Origin of the sequence: Amycolatopsis sp. NPDC051106, assembly GCF_040682775.1 — a bacterium.
Lineage (GTDB): Bacteria > Actinomycetota > Actinomycetes > Mycobacteriales > Pseudonocardiaceae > Amycolatopsis.
On record NZ_JBFBBQ010000097.1, the window covers coordinates 17,735 to 33,750 of the forward strand.

Annotated in this window: 17 protein-coding genes and 2 pseudogenes; 6 read left to right on the forward strand and 13 right to left on the reverse strand. The window is 70.6% G+C overall.

From position 1 onward, the window contains the following. Positions 1–230: 230 nt before the first annotated feature. The 3 genes and pseudogenes from AB0M83_RS40915 to AB0M83_RS40925 all read right to left on the reverse strand — a co-directional run bounded on the left by AB0M83_RS40915 (position 231) and on the right by AB0M83_RS40925 (position 1,853). Positions 231–1,084 (reverse strand): annotated as a pseudogene (locus tag AB0M83_RS40915) (LLM class F420-dependent oxidoreductase). A gap of 2 nt (positions 1,085–1,086) precedes the next feature. After that, positions 1,087–1,452 (reverse strand): VOC family protein, encoded by a 366-nt coding sequence (locus tag AB0M83_RS40920; RefSeq protein ID WP_364525964.1) that lies wholly within the window; start codon positions 1,450–1,452, stop codon positions 1,087–1,089. Beyond that, a complete protein-coding gene (locus AB0M83_RS40925; protein WP_364525966.1) occupies positions 1,449–1,853 on the reverse strand; it encodes a nuclear transport factor 2 family protein in 405 nt (134 codons plus the stop codon). The genes AB0M83_RS40920 and AB0M83_RS40925 overlap by 4 nt, the downstream gene beginning before the upstream one ends. Positions 1,854–1,950: 97 nt before the next feature. Between AB0M83_RS40925 and AB0M83_RS40930 the strand changes: the two genes are divergently transcribed. The 3 genes from AB0M83_RS40930 to AB0M83_RS40940 all read left to right on the forward strand — a co-directional run bounded on the left by AB0M83_RS40930 (position 1,951) and on the right by AB0M83_RS40940 (position 4,207). Next, positions 1,951–2,382: a MarR family winged helix-turn-helix transcriptional regulator gene (locus tag AB0M83_RS40930; RefSeq protein WP_364525968.1), complete on the forward strand. Its 432-nt coding sequence runs from the start codon at positions 1,951–1,953 to the stop codon at positions 2,380–2,382. A 99-nt stretch (positions 2,383–2,481) separates the two neighbouring features. Beyond that, entirely contained in the window at positions 2,482–3,462 is a 981-nt protein-coding gene (locus tag AB0M83_RS40935) for a malate dehydrogenase (RefSeq protein ID WP_364525970.1), read from the forward strand. 166 nt (positions 3,463–3,628) lie between these two features. Further along, on the forward strand, positions 3,629–4,207 hold the full coding sequence (locus tag AB0M83_RS40940) for an ATP-dependent Clp protease proteolytic subunit (protein ID WP_364525972.1): 579 nt from the start codon (positions 3,629–3,631) through the stop codon (positions 4,205–4,207). A gap of 46 nt (positions 4,208–4,253) precedes the next feature. Here the strand turns inward: AB0M83_RS40940 and AB0M83_RS40945 are convergent, their stop codons facing one another. The 5 genes from AB0M83_RS40945 to AB0M83_RS40965 all read right to left on the reverse strand — a co-directional run bounded on the left by AB0M83_RS40945 (position 4,254) and on the right by AB0M83_RS40965 (position 9,710). Continuing rightward, positions 4,254–4,700 carry a DUF6294 family protein gene (locus tag AB0M83_RS40945; protein WP_364525974.1) on the reverse strand — a complete coding sequence of 149 codons (447 nt, stop codon included), beginning with the start codon at positions 4,698–4,700 and terminating at the stop codon, positions 4,254–4,256. A gap of 210 nt (positions 4,701–4,910) precedes the next feature. Next, positions 4,911–6,965, reverse strand: a complete 2,055-nt coding sequence (locus AB0M83_RS40950) for a M3 family metallopeptidase (RefSeq protein ID WP_364525976.1) — start codon at positions 6,963–6,965, stop codon at positions 4,911–4,913. A 97-nt stretch (positions 6,966–7,062) separates the two neighbouring features. Then, positions 7,063–7,770: a histidine phosphatase family protein gene (locus tag AB0M83_RS40955; RefSeq protein ID WP_364525978.1), complete on the reverse strand. Its 708-nt coding sequence runs from the start codon at positions 7,768–7,770 to the stop codon at positions 7,063–7,065. 49 nt (positions 7,771–7,819) lie between these two features. Further along, positions 7,820–8,662: an undecaprenyl-diphosphate phosphatase gene (locus AB0M83_RS40960; RefSeq protein WP_364525980.1), complete on the reverse strand. Its 843-nt coding sequence runs from the start codon at positions 8,660–8,662 to the stop codon at positions 7,820–7,822. Between the two features lies 1 nt (position 8,663). After that, on the reverse strand, positions 8,664–9,710 hold the full coding sequence (locus AB0M83_RS40965; protein WP_364525982.1) for an LLM class F420-dependent oxidoreductase: 1,047 nt from the start codon (positions 9,708–9,710) through the stop codon (positions 8,664–8,666). Positions 9,711–9,797: 87 nt separating this feature from the next. On the opposite strand from AB0M83_RS40965, the gene AB0M83_RS40970 reads away from it, so the two are divergent. The 3 genes from AB0M83_RS40970 to AB0M83_RS40980 all read left to right on the forward strand — a co-directional run bounded on the left by AB0M83_RS40970 (position 9,798) and on the right by AB0M83_RS40980 (position 12,086). Next, entirely contained in the window at positions 9,798–10,766 is a 969-nt protein-coding gene (locus AB0M83_RS40970) for an aldo/keto reductase (RefSeq protein ID WP_364525984.1), read from the forward strand. 91 nt (positions 10,767–10,857) lie between these two features. Beyond that, complete coding sequence (locus AB0M83_RS40975) at positions 10,858–11,865, forward strand: hypothetical protein (protein WP_364525986.1); 1,008 nt, start codon at positions 10,858–10,860, stop codon at positions 11,863–11,865. Then, the gene (locus AB0M83_RS40980) at positions 11,862–12,086 is read left to right on the forward strand and encodes a DUF5703 family protein (protein WP_364525988.1); all 225 of its coding nucleotides are present in this window, start codon (positions 11,862–11,864) and stop codon (positions 12,084–12,086) included. The genes AB0M83_RS40975 and AB0M83_RS40980 overlap by 4 nt, the downstream gene beginning before the upstream one ends. Here the strand turns inward: AB0M83_RS40980 and AB0M83_RS40985 are convergent. The 5 genes and pseudogenes from AB0M83_RS40985 to AB0M83_RS41005 all read right to left on the reverse strand — a co-directional run. Then, entirely contained in the window at positions 12,083–12,829 is a 747-nt protein-coding gene (locus tag AB0M83_RS40985) for an SRPBCC domain-containing protein (RefSeq protein ID WP_364525990.1), read from the reverse strand. The genes AB0M83_RS40980 and AB0M83_RS40985 overlap by 4 nt on opposite strands. After that, positions 12,819–13,418: a helix-turn-helix domain-containing protein gene (locus tag AB0M83_RS40990; protein WP_364525992.1), complete on the reverse strand. Its 600-nt coding sequence runs from the start codon at positions 13,416–13,418 to the stop codon at positions 12,819–12,821. The genes AB0M83_RS40985 and AB0M83_RS40990 overlap by 11 nt, the downstream gene beginning before the upstream one ends. Positions 13,419–13,449: 31 nt before the next feature. Beyond that, a complete protein-coding gene (locus tag AB0M83_RS40995; RefSeq protein ID WP_364525994.1) occupies positions 13,450–14,343 on the reverse strand; it encodes an alpha/beta hydrolase in 894 nt (297 codons plus the stop codon). Continuing rightward, positions 14,343–15,665 (reverse strand): M20/M25/M40 family metallo-hydrolase, encoded by a 1,323-nt coding sequence (locus AB0M83_RS41000; RefSeq protein ID WP_285996220.1) that lies wholly within the window; start codon positions 15,663–15,665, stop codon positions 14,343–14,345. The genes AB0M83_RS40995 and AB0M83_RS41000 overlap by 1 nt, the downstream gene beginning before the upstream one ends. A gap of 129 nt (positions 15,666–15,794) precedes the next feature. Beyond that, a pseudogene (locus AB0M83_RS41005) lies at positions 15,795–16,016 on the reverse strand (hypothetical protein); the annotation flags it as partial.

Consider the following 16,016-nt stretch of genomic DNA (forward strand, 5'->3'; position numbering starts at 1 on the left):
AATACATTCGAATTGGGGTACGGGGGCGCCGACCATGGTAGCGAATGGATCATGGTCCCCAACCCCGCTGAACGGAGCAACAAGCGACAGCCGTCCCGCCACGCGGTATACCGATAATTTCGGGCCGTCATTCCCGCGAAAACGAAAGAATACGACCGGAAAACGATTTCGCGCCCCCGGACCGCTGCCCGCCGTCCGCGATCACCCCGCGACGTCCGGGCTTGATCGTTTCACTCCGCCACGAGACCCGCGGCCCGCCCCAGCGTCGCCACCCCCGCGGGCGACCACGGCCCGGCCGTGATCACGACCGCGTGGTCGATCCCCCACTCCGCGAACTCCCCGCACCGCCGCGCGAACGACTCCGCGGACTCACCCCGCTCCAAGCGCGTGCTGATCGTCTTCTCGACCTCCCCGTACGGCCGCCCCACCTCCTCGCAGTGCCGCGCGAGCACCGCCAGCTTGTGCCGCACCGTCTTCCCGCCGTCGGGGACGTCGAACACGTTGCACGCGTCGGCGTAGCGCGCGACCAGCCGCAGCGTCTTGCGCTCACCCGCGCCGCCGATCAGCACCCGCGGCCGGCGCAAAGGCCGCGGCACTCCGATCGGACGCTCCAGCCGGTAGTGCCGGCCCTCGAACGCCGAGTCGTCCCCGGCCCACATCCGCAGCGCCAGCCGGAGGGTCTCCTCCAGCCGCTCGAACCGCTCGCCCACGGGCGGGAACGGCAGGCCCATCGCCCGCGCCTCGCCGGCGTGGTGCCCGGTGCCGATCCCGAACCGCGCCCGTCCGCCGGACAGGACGTCGAGCGTCGTGACCGCCTTGACCAGCAGCGCGGCGGCCGGAACGTCACCGCCGAGACCATCGTGCCCAGCCCGATCCGGCCGGTCCGCGCGGCCAGGAACCCCAGCGTCGTGTACGCCTCGAGCATCGCCGAATCCGGCGTGCTGTGCGGGTCGGCCTGCAGCAGGTGATCGGCCACCCACAGCGTGTCCAGCCCGGCGTCGTCGGCCGCCACGGCGATGCCCGTCAGCTCGTCCGTCGGTTTGCCCGGCCACGAGAAGTCCGTGACCCCGATGCTCACCCGCACGGCTACCCCCTCGTCAGCAGTTCCAGGTGGTGGCCGTCGGGGTCCTCGAAGTACACCCCGCGCCCGCCGTTCAGGTCGTTGACCTCGCCGGGCCGCTCGTGGAACGGGTCGGCCCAGTAGGTGAGGCCGGCCCGCTCGATCCGCGCCATCGCGGCGTCGAAGTCGTCCTCGCCGACCAGGAACGCGTAGTGCTGGCTCGTCACGCGGTCCACCCGCAGGTAGTCGAGCGTGACGCCGTTCGCGAGCCGCACCGGCACGAACGGCCCGGTGGCCGGCTCGGTCCGCAGGCCCAGGATCCCGGCGAGGAACTCCGCCGACTTCTCCCGGTCGGTCGCGCACACGATGGTGTGGTTCAGCTCGACGCTCATCGCCCGCCTCCTTCCGGGGCGAACGGCGGCGGGCCGCCGATCGGGCTCAGGTGCATGCCGGCCAGCCGCCAGCGGTCCTCGTCGCGGACCAGCACGTGCGTGGCGCGGAACCGGCCGTTCACCGGGTTCCCCTGGTGCTTGGCGACCTGGGCGTGCACGCCGATCGCGATGGCGGTCGCGCCGAAGTCGTGGACCTCGACCTCGGCCCAGTCCAGCTTCTCGGTGACCAGCGCGCCGCCGCTGTAGCGCGCCAGCCACTGGTCGCGGTCCAGGACGAAGCCGAGCGGGCCGACCAGGCGGAAGCCGTCGACGGCCAAGCCGGCCAAAACCTCGGTGTCCCCGCGCTCCTCCGCCGCGGCCCAGACCCGGCCGAACTCGCGGACCTGCTCTTCGGTGCTCATCGCGTTCCCCTTCCGGTTCGATGAGCACAACGTTAGATGTCTAACCATTAGATGTCAAACGCTTAGATCTCTCGGCATCTGCGGTAGGGTCCGACCCGTGCCAGCACCCACCACCACCCCCATCGGCGTCGTCCTCGCCCGCACCGCCAAAACCGCCGCCCGCGCCTTCGACCAAGCCCTCGCCGCCGCCGGCGGCTCCCAACCCGTCTGGCAGATCCTCATCTCCCTCAAAACCCACCCCGTCGCCAACCAACGCGAACTCGCCGACGCCGTCGGCATCCAAGGCGCCACCCTCACCCACCACCTCAACGCCATGGAAACCACCGGCCTCGTCACCCGCCGCCGCGACCCCGCCAACCGCCGCGTCCACCTCGTCACCCTCACCCCCGACGGCGAACAGCTCTTCCTCCGCCTCGCCTCCGCCGCCATCGCCCACGACGAACGCATGCGAAAAGGCCTCACCGACACCGAGATCACCCAGCTCGCCCACCTCCTCCACCGCCTCGCCGCCAACGTCACCGATACCTGATCGATCCAGCGAGAGTGACTGGACGCACCCGGCCCGCGACCACGAGGAGAGATAGGCTCCACTGCACTAGCCAAAGTCGTCTCAAGCTGGAGAACCGCAATGACCCAAGCCCCTGTCAACGTGACCGTCACCGGCGCCGCCGGCCAGATCGGCTACGCGCTGCTCTTCCGCATCGCGTCCGGTCAGCTGCTCGGCCAGGACGTCCCGGTGAAGCTGCGGCTCCTCGAGATCCCGCAGGCGGTCAAGGCGGCCGAGGGCACCGCCATGGAGCTCGACGACGGCGCGTTCCCCCTCCTGGCCGGCACCGACATCTTCGACGACCCCAAGCAGGCCTTCGAAGGCACCAACATCGCCCTCCTCGTCGGCGCCCGCCCCCGCAGCAAGGGCATGGAGCGCGGCGACCTCCTCGAAGCCAACGGCGGCATCTTCAAGCCCCAGGGCGAAGCCATCAACGCCGGCGCCGCCGACGACATCAAGGTCCTCGTCGTCGGCAACCCCGCCAACACCAACGCCCTCATCGCCCGCTCGCACGCCCCCGACGTGCCCGCCGACCGCTTCACCGCGATGACCCGCCTCGACCACAACCGCGCCCTCGCCCAGCTCTCCAAGAAGCTCGGCGTACCGGTCACCGAGCTCAAGAAGCTCGCCATCTGGGGCAACCACTCCGCCACCCAGTACCCCTCGGTCCAGCACGCCGAGGTCGGCGGCAAGAGCGTCGAGGTCGACCAGGCCTGGCTCGAGAGCGACTTCATCCCGACCGTCGCCAAGCGTGGTGCCGCCATCATCGAAGCCCGCGGCCTGTCCTCCGCCGCCTCCGCGGCCTCCGCCGCCATCGACCACGTCTACACCTGGGTCAACGGCACCCCGGCCGGCGACTGGACCTCCGCCGGCGTCGTCTCCGACGGCTCCTACGGCGTCCCCGAAGGCCTCATCTCGTCCTTCCCGGTCACCGCCGAGAACGGCAAGTACGAAATCGTCCAGGGCCTCGAGATCGACGACTTCTCCCGCGCCCGCATCGACGCCTCCGTCGCCGAGCTCGTCGAGGAGCGCGACACCGTGCAGAAGCTCGGCCTCATCTGAGCCTGACCCTCGCACGAGAAGGGGCCACCGTCCACGCAGGACGGTGGCCCCGCTTTCGTCAACCGGCCTTCAGCGACCCGGCGACCCGAGTCCGCTCCCAGCGAACCCCGCACGCCCACAGCGAAATCGCCCCCACGCGCGCGCCCCCCGGCCCTACCGTCGGCCCATGACCCTTCTCGCCGTACCCGACATGCACGCGCCGAGCATCGCACCCGAAGACTCGGTCTACCAACAGCTCCTGCGCGACCGGATCGTCTTCCTCGGCTCCGAGGTCAACGACGAGGTCGCCAACCGGATCATCGCCCAGCTCCTCCTGCTGGCCGCCGACGACCCGGTGAAGGACATCACCTTCTACATCAACTCACCCGGCGGCTCGGTCACCGCGGGCATGGCCATCTACGACACGATGCAGCTCGTCAAACCGAACGTCTCGACCTACGGCCTCGGCTTCGTCGCGTCCATGGGCCAGTTCCTGCTCTCCTCCGGCGCCCCCGGGAAGCGCTACCTGCTGCCCAACACCCGGATCGTCATGCACCAGCCGTCGGCCGGGATCAGCGGCGCCGCCACCGACATCGCCATCCAGGCCGAAGTCTTCGGCAAGATGAAACGCCGCATCGCCGAAATCACCTCGCGCCAGACCGGCCAGACCGTCGAGCGGATCACCGCCGACGCCGACCGCGACCGCTGGTTCGACGCGGACGAAGCCCTCGCCTACGGGTTCGTCGACCACATCGTCACGAGCTGACGAACCCGCTGTGGGGCGGTTCCGGAGAACCGCCCCACAGCGCCCGCTAGCAGCTGTTGCTCAGCCGCATGCTGTTGATCCGGTCGAAGAACCGGGCGTCGAACGACCCGGCGTCGAACCACCACGTCCACTGGCCCTTGACCGTGTTCCGCACGAACTTGGGGTCACCACCGTGCGCGATCGCACCCAGGACGAACCCGGAGCTGTCCACGGCGGTCGGCCACATCAGCCACCAGTCGTCGCTGTCGCTGCTGAAGATCACCGCTTCGAACGACGCGCTGCCGTCCCGGTTCAGCGTCCACTTCGCCTGATCCATGATGCAGTCACCCTTCGAGATGGGATTCCAGCTGAACCAGCAGGAACCCGCGCCCGTGCAGGTGGCTTCCGCGGTGGCAGTGCTCGCCGTCCCCGCCGATGCCGGCACCACGAACACACTGCTCATCGCGAGCACGAACAAGCTCACGATCGTCGACAACCGACGTGATCCGCTCATCAGATTTCCTCCCCGAGAATCATCGAAGACCCCAAACTAGTTCTGCGGGGACCTCGGCGAGAGTCACGGAGGTGCGGATCGGCGGGCAGTGGCTGCTGCCCGCCTCGGCGTCTTCTGTGCGTTTTTTGGGGAGAACTGGCGCTGTGGGGCCAATTTTTTCGAAACCAGCTCCGCAGTATAGGTCGTTATACACTTGGAAGAAGTGTTCGATCAGGCTCCGTTGAGGCCGCGGCGGGCCAGCAGGGGTTCGATCTCGGGGTCGCGGCCGCGGAAGGCCCGGAAGGCGTCCATGGGGTCGATGCTTCCTCCCCTGCCGAGGAGGGTGCGGCGGAAGTGGTCGCCGTTCTCGCGGGTCAGTCCCCCGCTCTCGCGGAACCACTGGACGGTGTCGGCGTCGAGGACCTCGCTCCAGATGTAGGAGTAGTACCCGGCGCTGTAGCCGCCGCTGAAGACGTGCGCGAAGTACGTCGTGCGGTAGCGCGGCGGGATCGCTTCGACGGCCACGCCGGCCTTGACGAGCGCGTCGGTCTCGAACCGCTGGACCTCTTCGACGCGGTCGTCGACGCCGAGGCGATGCCAGGCCTGGTCGAGCAGGGACGCGGCCAGGTACTCGGTGGTCGAGAAGCCTTCGCCGTACTGCTGGGCGGCGAGGAGCTTGTCGACCTGCTCCTGGGGCAGCGCCTCCCCCGTCTCGTGGTGCTTGGCGTAGTTGGCCAGGACTTCCGGCCACAGCATCCACATCTCGTTGACCTGGGACGGGTACTCGACGAAGTCGCGGGGGACGTTGGTGCCGGAGAACGTCGGGTAGCGGACCGCGGAAAGCAGGGCGTGCAGCGCGTGGCCGAACTCGTGGAACGCGGTGACGACCTCGTCGAAGGTGAGCAGCGTCGGCTCCCCCGCCGGCGGGCGGCCGACGTTGAGGACGTTGACCACGACCGTCTTGCGGTCGAGCAGGTGCGACTGGTCGACGAAGGTGTTCATCCACGCGCCGCCGCGCTTGGCGTCGCGGGTGTACAGGTCGAGCAGGAACAGCCCGAGGGGGGTGCCGTCGGTGTCGAACACTTCGAAGGTCCGGACCTCCGGGTGGTACTTCGGGAGGTCGGTCCGCTCGGTGAAGGTGAGCCCGTAGAGCTTGGTGGCGGCGAAGAAGACGCCGTCGAGGTACACGCGGTCGGCTTCGAAGTAGGGGCGCAGGGCCTCGGTGTCGACGTCGAAGCGCTCGCGGCGGACCTGGGCGGCGTAGTACGGCCAGTCCGACGGCCGCAGCGTCGCGCCGGGAACGTCGGCTTCGAGCAGCTGCTGCAGTTCCGCGGCTTCGGTGCGGGCGTTCGCGACCGCGGCCGGCGCCAGCCGCTCGAGCAGCCCGCCGGCGGCTTCGGCGGTCTTCGCCGTCTCGTCGGCGATGACGTACGCCGCGTGGTTCGGGTAGCCGAGCAGCACGGCCCGTTCGGCCCGCAGGTGCGCGATCTCGGCGACCAGGGCGTTGTTGTCGAACTCGTTGCCGCGGTTGCCCCGTGCCATCGACGCGGCGTGGATCCGGGCGCGGATCTCGCGGTCGCGCAGCGTCTCCAGCGGCGAGGCCTGGCTCGTCGGCAGGGTCAGGGGGATGACGTACTTGCCGTCTTCGCCGCGGGCCGCCGCCGCTTCGGCCGCGGTGGCGATCGCGCCGTCGCCGAAGCCGGCGAGCTCGGCGCGGTCCTCGAGCACGACGGCGAGATCGTTGGTGTCCTTGAGCAGGTTCTGCTGGAACTTCGTCTGCAGGGTGGACAGCTGCGCGTTGAGCTCCCGCAGGCGGGCCTGTTCGGCTTCGCCGAGCCCGGCGCCCGCGCGGCTGAAGTCGAGGTGCCGCCTTTCGAGCAGCCGCCGCGACTCTTCGTCCAGGCCGAGCTCGTCGCGCCGCGCGTGGAGGGTGTCGATGCGGGCGAACAGCTTCGGGTTCAGGTGGATGGCGTCGTGGTGGGCGGCCAGCTTCGGCGCGAACTCCGCCTGGATCGCCTGGATCTCGTCGGTGCTGGTGGAGCCGGAGAGGTTGTAGAACACGCTCGCCACGCGGCCGAGCAGCTCGCCGGCGCGCTCGAGGGCGACGACGGTGTTCTCGAACGTCGGCTCGGCGTCCTGCGCCGCGATCTGCTCGATCTCCGCCGCGTGCTCGGCCAGCCCGGCCTCGAACGCGGGCCGGTAGTGCTCGTCGGCGATCCGGTCGAAGGGCGGCAGTGCGTAGGGCAGCTCGCTGGGTGCGGCGAACGGGTTGTCCGGCGAAATCATCGGGGCAGGCTCCTGGTCGGGGTGCTGGCACACTCGGTCCCGCCACCCTACGTGGTCCTCCGGTGCGGATGTCAGCGCTTTCCGGAGGTGGCCAGGCTCACGGACCGGTGGTACCGCCGACGACGGCGTCGCTGCTCCCGGCGGCCTTTTTGCCCCGTTTCGGCTTGGGCGGCGGTGGCACGATGCCGCGCAGGTCGCCGCCGTGGTCGTTGACCCGCATGACGAACGGCCGCGTCTCGGTGTAGCGCACGACCGAGATCGACGCCGGGTCGACGACGATCCGCTGGAACGCGTCCAGGTGCTGTCCGAGGGCGTCGGCGAGGATGGACTTGATCACGTCACCGTGGCTGCACAGCAACCAGACGGCGTGGTCGCCGTGCTCGGCGGCGATCCGGCGGTCGTGTTCGCGCACGGCGGCGACCGAGCGGGCCTGCATCGCCGCGAGCCCTTCGCCGCCGGGGAAGACCGCGGCCGAGGCGTGCGCCTGCACGACCCGCCAGAGCGGCTCCTTCGCGAGGTGCTTGAGCTCCTTGCCGGTCCACTCCCCGTAGTCCACTTCGGACAGCCCGGGTTCGACGAGCTTGGCCAGCCCCCGCGCGGCGGCCAGCGGCCCGACGGTCTGCTTGCACCGCAGCATGGGCGAAACGACCACCTCGGCGAGCGGCACGCCCTCGAGGCGCTCGACCAGCTTCTCCGCCTGGGCACGGCCGGTGTCGTCGAGGTTGACCTTCGGGGACCGCCCGGCGAGGACACCGGAACCGTTGGCCGTCGACTTGCCGTGCCTCAGCAGAATGACCGTACTCACGAGCCCCACCCTACGTGGGAACCGATCAAGCGGTCCCCACGCGGGCGGATCAGTGGCTGACGGGACCCGCGTTCGGGTCCAGCACCCCGGTGAAGATCAGCACGAACAGCAGCACGCCGAGCGCCAGCCGGTAGATCACGAACGGCACGAAGCTGCGCTTCTTGATGTAGGCCATCAGCCACGCGATCACCGCGTAGCCGACGCCGAACGCGACCAGCGTCGCCAGGATCGTCGGGCCCCACTGGGCCGGCACGTCGCCCGAGCCGATGTCCTTGAGCTTGTACACGCCCGAGCCGAACACCGCCGGCAGCGCCAGCAGGAACGAGTACTCCGCCGCCTCCGCGCGGGTGTAGCCCAGCAGCAGGCCCGCGCTGGTCGTGCCGCCTGACCGGGAGACACCCGGGATCAGCGCCAGCGCCTGGGCGAAGCCGAAGCCGAGACCGTGCGGGACCGTCAGGTGGTCCAGGGTCCGCTCCTGCTTCCCGACCCGGTCGGCGTACAGCAGGATCAGGCCGAACACGATGAGCACGGTGGCGGTGATCCGCAGGTCGCGGAACGCGCTGTCGATCTGGTCCTGCAGCAGCAGGCCGAGCACCACGATCGGCAGCGAGCCGACGATGATCAGCCAGCCGAGGCGGGCGTCCGGGTCGCGGCGCCAGTCCGGTTTGTACAGCGAGAAGAACCAGGCCTGCAGGATGCGGCCGATCTTCTTGCCGAAGTAGATGATCACCGCGAGCTCGGTGCCGATCTGGGTGACGGCGGTGAACGCCGCGCCCGGGTCGTCCCAGCCGACGAGCGCCGCGACGATCCGCAGGTGCGCGCTCGAGGAGATCGGGAGGAACTCCGTCAGGCCCTGGACCAGGCCCAGGACCAGTGCTTCGAACCAGCCCACGTCAGGCCACCCCCGCCTTCTCGTGCGCTTCGACGGCGGTGCGCAGCGCGGCCGCCGCGGCTGTGGCGTTCTCGGTGTACGGCGACACCGACAGGGTCGTCACGCCGGCCTCGGCGTATTCGGTCATCTTCTCCGCTATCCGTTCCTTCGGGCCCAGCAGCGACGTCGCGTCGAGGAACTCCAGCGGCACCGCCGCCATCGCCCCCGCCCGGTCGCCGGCCAGGTACTTCTCCTGCACTTCGGCGGCTTCGGCTGCGAAGCCCATCCGGCAGGCCAGCCGGTTGTAGAAGTTCTTCTCCTTGCTGCCCATCCCCCCGAGGTAGAGCGCCGCGTACCCGCGGACGGCGTCCGCGCAGGCCTTCCAGTCGTCGCCGGGCACCAGCGGCACACTCGGGGCGACGTCGAAACCGCCGAGGGTGCGGCCGGCCCGTCCGGCGCCGGCCCGCAGCTGCGCCAGCTGCTCCCCCGCGTGTGCCGGCGAAAAGAACACCGGCAGCCAGCCGTCCGCGATCTCGCCGGTCAGCTCCAGGTTCTTCGGGCCGATCGCGGCCAGGTAGAGCGGGATGTGCTTGCGGGCGGGGCGGACGGTCAGCCGCAGCGCCTTGCCGGGCCCGTCCGGCAGCGGCAGCGTGAAGTGCTCGCCTTCGAACTTGACCCGTTCCCGCCGCAGCGCCGAACGCACGATCGACGCGTACTCGCGGGTGCGGCCCAGCGGGTCGGCGAACCGGACACCGTGCCAGCCTTCGGACACCTGCGGGCCGGACACGCCGAGCCCCAGCCGGAAGCGGCCACCCGAGAGCGTGTCGAGGGTCGCGGCGGTCATCGCGGTCATCGCCGGGGTCCGGGCCGGGATCTGCAGCACGGCGGCGCCGACGTCGATCCGCGACGTCCGGGCCGCGATCCAGGTCAGCACGGTGACGGCGTCGGAGCCGTACGCTTCCGCCGCCCACACGACGGCGTAGCCCAGCTCTTCCGCCCGTTGCGCCAAGGCCAGGTTCGCGGGGTCGTTCCCCGCTCCCCAGTAGCCGAGATTCAGTCCGAGTCGCACGGGGCCAGACCCTAACGGGGGCCCTTGTGGGCGACACGACTCACCTTGGTCAGGATCTCCAGGGGCCGCCCACTAGGCTCGGCGGTCGTGGAAAAGCGACTGCTCGGCCGCTCGGGACTGCGCGTCTCGCGGATGGCGCTCGGCACCATGACGTGGGGTGTCGACACCGACGCGGAAGAGGCCGCCAGCCAGCTGGTCGCCTTCGTGGACGCCGGCGGCACCCTGGTGGACACGGCCGACATCTACGGCGAGGGCGAGAGCGAGCAGGTGCTCGGTTCCCTGCTCGGCGACCTCGTGCCCCGCGACGACGTCGTCCTCGCCACCAAGGCGGTCGCCCGGCGCACCGACGGCCCGTTCGGCGGCGGCGCCTCGCGCGGGGCCCTGCTCACCGCGCTCGACGGCTCGCTCAAGCGGCTCGGCACCGACCACGTCGACCTGTGGCAGCTGCACGCCTGGGACACCTGCGTGCCGATCGCCGAGACCCTCGCCGCCCTCGAGTACGCCGTGACCAGCGGCAAGGCTCGCTACGTCGGCGTCTCGAACTACGCCGGCTGGCAGCTCGCGACGGCCGCCGCCGGCGCCGCCGCGGTCGCGCCGATCGTCTCCACCCAGGTCGAGTACTCGCTGCTGGAGCGCGGAGTAGACCGCGAAGTCGTCCCGGCCGCCGAGCACCACGGCGTGGGGCTGCTGCCCTGGGCCCCGCTGGGCCGCGGCGTGCTGACCGGCAAGTACCGCACCGGCACCCCGGCCGACTCGCGGGGCGCGAACAGCGCGTACGCCGGTTACGTGGAGCACCACCGCACCGACCGGGCCGCCCGGATCGTGCAGGCGGTGGCCACCGCGGCGGACGGGCTGGGCACGTCGCCGCTGGCCGTCGCGCTGGCCTGGGTCCGCGACCGGCCCGGGGTCGTGGCCCCGGTCGTCGGGGCGCGCGACACCGGTCAGCTCACCGGTTCGCTGGCGGCGGAGGAGATCACCCTCCCACCGGCGATCCGCTCGGCGCTCGACGACGTCAGCGCGATCGAGGTCGGTTACCCGGAGCGCTGGCCGCGTTAGGTGTCTGTTGGGTGACATGCGCGTGACGGCAAGACGATCGTGGAGGATGCTGGTGAAGACCGCTCGTCGAGGGACACCTGGAGGCAGCAACGTGCGTCGGTTCGCCGCCGTGTCGTGGATCGCGATCCCGCTCGCCGGTGTCCTGGTGCTCTCCGGCTGTTCCTCGGCCAAGTCCGACAGCGACGACCTGCAGATCGTCGCGAACCCCGTGGCGGCGAAGCCGGCGGTCTCCCCCGCCGTGACCGTGAAGCCGGCCGGTCAGGTGCTCGCCACCGGATCCGTCTCGGCCCTCGCCGTGGCCCAGGGGACGCTGGTCGTCGCGCTCGCTCAACCGCCGTCTTTGCAGCTCTACGACTTGAACGCGCTCGCGTCAGCCCCGGTGAATATGCCGTTATACGGCAAGGCGGAGAAGCTGACCGTGGCGCCGGGGCGGGTCGAGATCGCGGAGCCGGCGCAGGGTGTGGTGCAGCAGCTGACGTTGCCGGACCGGAAGCTGACGGAGACAAAGACGGGCGGTCAGCCGGCTTCGAGCATCGCGTACGGCCCTGATCGGCTGGTCGCCATGGGGGCGGCGAAGGACATCCAGCTGCTGCCGGCGAGTGGTCCCGCGCGGACGATCGGCGGGCAGCTCTACAGCGCCGACGACGTCGTCGACGCCGGGACGGGTGTCGTGGTGCTGGACCGGTTGCGCACGGCCGTGTTCTCGGTCGACGTCGCGGCCGGGAAGGTCAACGAGGGCCTGCGCGCGGGTGACGGTGCTGCCAACGCCGTGGCGGATTCCTACGGGCGGGTGCTGGTGACGGACGCTCGGGCGGGCGCGCTGATCGCGTTCTCGGCTTCGCCGCTCATCATGCGGCAGCGTTATCCGGTGCCGGGCGGGGTGTACGGGATCGCCTACGACGCGAAGCGGAGCCTGGCGTGGGTGACGCTGACCGGGCGCAACGAGGTGGTCGGGTTCGACGTCCGCGGCGGCGAGCCCGTCGAGAAGTACCGGTTCCCCACCGTGCGCCAGCCGGACTCGGTCGGGGTGGACGACCAGAGCGGCCGGGTGATCGTCGGCTCGGCCGCCGGAGAAGGGACCCAGGTGATCCAGCCATGACGACGGTCAGCGAGGCGGTGGTCGAAGGGGATTGGGAGTACCGCCGTCTGCACCTCCCCCCGGGTGTGTCCCGGCGTGCGGCGGCGATCCAGCTCTCCATCCACGCGGAGTTCGCGGGCTGGGAACTGCGGAACGTGCGGCTCTACGCCGACGGCACGCGCCGGGTCTGGCTGCGCCGCAAGAAGACGGCGGAGAGCCTTTCCGGCGGGCTGCCGACCTAGCCGAACACCCGGTTCAGCCAGCCGTTCCAGGTCTTCTCCTCGGTCTCGGCGTCCGCGCCGGGTGTGAAGACGTGGTGGGAAGCGACCATCGGGCCGTGGAAGCCGCGCAGGAACCGGATCATGGCGTCGGGCGTGCGGATCCCGGCGGTCTGGTCGTTGGCCGCGTAGACGACGCCCTCCTGGGGCGCTCTTCCATCCAGCTCCAGCCGCACCCGGTCGCCCTCGGCGGGCCGTGTGGCGAGCCCAAGTGACGTGCCGAGCCGGGTCCACGCGGCGGACCAGTCCCCCACCGGCGGGCCGAACGCCGTGACCGGAACCGCCGTGCGCCCGGCGAAGTGCGTGACGTACTCGACCAGGGTGCGGAAGAACATCGCGCCGCCGGCCGTCATCGCCTCGAACTCGTCCTCCCAGTCGTCGCCCGGCAGGAAGCCGCTGGTGACGCACCGGATCACCGAGCTGCCGCCTTCGCGGCCCTCGATGAGGAACTCGTAGGCGATCTTCCGGCCGTCCGGCGCCGGGTCGCTGCCGTAGACGAGCTTCTCAAGCGGCTCCCACTCACGGATCCGGTACTCCGGCTGGTAGCCCCCGAACGCGCCGCGGACGACACCGCCCGTGCCGCCTTCGACCTCGTTGCGGCCCATGAACCACGAGTCGATGCCCGGACCGGTCGCGATCGCTTCCCACAACTGTTCAGGAGTGGCGTCGACTTCGGCGGCGTCGATCGCCTCGAACTCATGCCCCATCTTCGGTCTCCTCGGGAACACTCGGGTGGACCGCGACGACCACCCGGTGGTCGCGGCCTTTCTCGGCCGTCTCGTCGTGGTACTTCGCGACCAGCGTGGTGATCGCCGTCGTCAGTTCCTCGGCGAACGCGGCACGGTCGGCCGGGGAGGCGAACCGGACCTCGCCGTCGAGGGCGAAGGTCGCGACCCGCTGCTTCGCTTTGGCGGCGCCGGTGATCAGCAGCCCGACGTCGCGCACCAGCCGGCCCGCGACGGCGAGCAGCCAGCGGGCCGAGAGCCGGTCCGGCGACTGGGACGGGTCGGGCTGGACGGCGGCCAGCGCGGCGGGCGAGATGACGTACGACGACGCCGTCGCCCGCATCATCCGCTCGGTGACGTTGCCCTTCCGCCGCTCCTCGACCAGCTCGACCAGGCCGTGCGCCTCGAGCGTCCGCAGGTGGTAGTTGACCTTCTGGCGCGGGAGGCCGACCCGCGCGGCCAGCATGGTGGCCGACGCCGGCTCGGCCAGTTCGGCCAGCAGCCGGGCCCGGACCGGGTCCAGCGACACCTCGGCCGCCGACGCGTCTTCGATCACCGCCACGGAGAACATCGCACCAGGATCATACCGAACAGAGAAGTTGTCAAGAAAGCTCGTCTTGTCGGTAGCCGGCGTTGACGAGGGCGACGACCCGTGGCAGCACCTGCGCCGCGGCTTCCAGCGGCACGACGTGCCCGACACCGGGCAGCACCACCGCCGTCCCGTTGCCGAGGCCACCGACCCACTGCTCGACGTCGGACGCGCGCACGATCCGGTCCCGCTCCCCCACGATCGCCGTCACCGGCAGGCCGCTGACCTGAGTCAAGGCCGAGTCACGGGCGTAGGCGTCCAGTGCCGGGCGGAACAGCGACACCGTGTGCGGCCAGTTGCCGCGGATCATCTTCACGGTCAGCTCGACCAGGTCGGGGTCCGGATCGTCGCCGAACAGCCACCACCGCAGACCCGCACTCACCGCCCTGCTCGTGTGCTCCCGGACCACGCCGAAGAGCTTCGAGCCGAGCACCGCTTCGAGGTCGCGGGCCAGCTTCCCCAGCGCGTTCGGCCAAGCCGCCGACACCTCGGTGGCCAGGGTCCCCGACGACGTCGCGAGCAGCACCAGGCCTGACACCCGCGCGGCGAACAGCTCCGAGTGCCGCTGTGACAGCGACATGACGGCGAGGCCGCCCATGTCGTGCCCCACGAGCACCACCCGGCCTTCGGGAACCTCGCGCTCGATCAGCTCGGCGAGGTCGTCGCCGAGCTGGGCCATCGTCGCGGTGCCGCGCCGCGCCCGCCCCGACCCGCCGTGGCCGCGCTGGTCGTAGGTCAGCACGGCCACCGGCCCGTCGGCCGCGTCCGGCACCAGCGGCGCGATCCGCCCCCAGCTGCGCTGGTCGAGCGCGTAGCCGTGGACGAACACCACGGTCACCGGCGCGGCCGGGTCGCCCCTGCGCACCACCTGCAGGGACGTGCCGTCGGCGAGCGCGAACGCGGTCATCAGCTCGTGCGCAGGAACCGGTCCAGCACGCGGGTGCCGAACTTCAGCGCCTCGACCGGGACGCGCTCGTCGACACCGTGGAAGAGCGCCGAGAAGTCGAGGTCGGCCGGCAGCTTGAGCGGCGCGAATCCGAAGTTGCGGATCCCGAGGTCCTGGAACGACTTCGCGTCGGTGCCGCCCGACAGCATGTACGGCAGGGTCTTCGCTCCGGGGTCCTCGGCCAGCACCGCGGCGGTCATGGCGTCGACGAGGGCGCCGTCGAACGTCGTCTCGACCGGCGGGAGCTCCATCCACTCCTTCTCGATGTCCGGGCCGAGCAGCTCGTCGAGCTCGCGGTCGAACGCCTCCAGGCGGCCCGGCAGGATCCGGCAGTCCACCGCGGCTTCGGCGACCGACGGGATGACGTTCGACTTGTAGCCGGCGGTGAGCATCGTCGGGTTGGCGGTGTCGCGCAGGGTCGCGCCGATCATCCGGGAGATGTTGCCCAGCTTGGCGACCGAGCCTTCGAGGTCGTCCTCGGGGAAGTCCCAGCCGGTGATCTCGGTGACGCCGGCGAGGAACTCCTTGACGGAGTCGGTCAGGACGAGCGGGAAGCGGTGGTTGCCGAGCTTCGCGACGGCTTCGGCCAGCTTCGTCACGGCGTTGTCGCGGTGGATCATCGAGCCGTGCCCGGCGGTGCCGCGCACGCGCAGCTTCATCCAGCGGATGCCCTTTTCGGCCGTCTCGATCAGGTAGGCGCGGACGTCGTCCTTGAGCGTGATCGAGAAGCCGCCGACCTCGCTGATCGCCTCGGTGACGCCCTCGAAGAGGTCGGGGCGGTTCTCGACGAGCCACTGGGCGCCGTACTTGCCACCCGCCTCCTCGTCGGCGAGGAAGGCGAAGACGAGGTCGCGCGGGGGCACGACGTTGTTCATCTTGTAGTGGCGGGCGAGCGCGAGCGCCATCCCGCACATGTCCTTCATGTCGACCGCGCCGCGGCCCCAGACGTAGTCGTCCTGGATCGCGCCGGAGAACGGGTGGACCGACCACTCGGACGGGTCGGCGGGCACGGCGTCGAGGTGGCCGTGGATCAGCAGCCCGCCCCGGGACCGGTCGGCGCCTTCCAGCCGCACGATGACGTTGTGCCGGTTCTTCCCACCCGACTCGACGTAGGTGATCTCGTAGCCGGCGTCGGTCAGCTTCTCCGCGACGTACTCGGCCGCGGCCCGCTCGCCGACCAGCGTGTCGGGGTCGCCGGTGTTGGTCGTGTCGATGCGGATGAGCTCGCTGGTCAGCGTGACGGCCTCGGCCGCGGCGGCTTCGATCAGGTTCGGTTCGGTCACCGGCCATTCCTATCATTCGCCCGGCCGGTACCGCCGTGTGTGGGACTCCCGACTGGCCGGGCGCGGCGCCTCCCGAACGTCGTGAATGAGTCATTCAGGGCGTGGGAGGTCCTGAATGAAGCTTCTATGTCAAGTTGCTGCTTGTAGCTGGTGTTGGTGGTCGGTGAGCAGGGCCCGGTAGATGGCGTTGGTGAGGTGGCGTTTCAGCGCGCGCAGCGAGGCCTTCGCGCTGGTATGAGGACGTCGTCGCATCCATCGTGCGCGGTAGTCGCGGGCGGGTTGGTGATGAGCGAGCTGACTGATCGCGACCCGGTGCACGCAGGTGTTGAGCTGCCGGTTGCCGCCGCGGTT

What these genes read in the sequence shown, in the direction of transcription:
- AB0M83_RS40950 (WP_364525976.1), bottom strand. Translation starts at nt 6,965, where the DNA reads ATGATTTCGCCGGACAACCCGTTCGCCGCACCCAGCGAGCTGCCCTAC.
- AB0M83_RS40990 (WP_364525992.1), bottom strand. Translation starts at nt 13,418, where the DNA reads ATGTTCTCCGTGGCGGTGATCGAAGACGCGTCGGCGGCCGAGGTGTCG.
- AB0M83_RS40935 (WP_364525970.1), top strand. Translation starts at nt 2,482, where the DNA reads ATGACCCAAGCCCCTGTCAACGTGACCGTCACCGGCGCCGCCGGCCAG.
- AB0M83_RS40925 (WP_364525966.1), bottom strand. Translation starts at nt 1,853, where the DNA reads ATGAGCACCGAAGAGCAGGTCCGCGAGTTCGGCCGGGTCTGGGCCGCG.
- AB0M83_RS40940 (WP_364525972.1), top strand. Translation starts at nt 3,629, where the DNA reads ATGACCCTTCTCGCCGTACCCGACATGCACGCGCCGAGCATCGCACCC.
- AB0M83_RS40985 (WP_364525990.1), bottom strand. Translation starts at nt 12,829, where the DNA reads ATGGGGCATGAGTTCGAGGCGATCGACGCCGCCGAAGTCGACGCCACT.
- AB0M83_RS40980 (WP_364525988.1), top strand. Translation starts at nt 11,862, where the DNA reads ATGACGACGGTCAGCGAGGCGGTGGTCGAAGGGGATTGGGAGTACCGC.
- AB0M83_RS40920 (WP_364525964.1), bottom strand. Translation starts at nt 1,452, where the DNA reads ATGAGCGTCGAGCTGAACCACACCATCGTGTGCGCGACCGACCGGGAG.
- AB0M83_RS40945 (WP_364525974.1), bottom strand. Translation starts at nt 4,700, where the DNA reads ATGAGCGGATCACGTCGGTTGTCGACGATCGTGAGCTTGTTCGTGCTC.
- AB0M83_RS40995 (WP_364525994.1), bottom strand. Translation starts at nt 14,343, where the DNA reads ATGACCGCGTTCGCGCTCGCCGACGGCACGTCCCTGCAGGTGGTGCGC.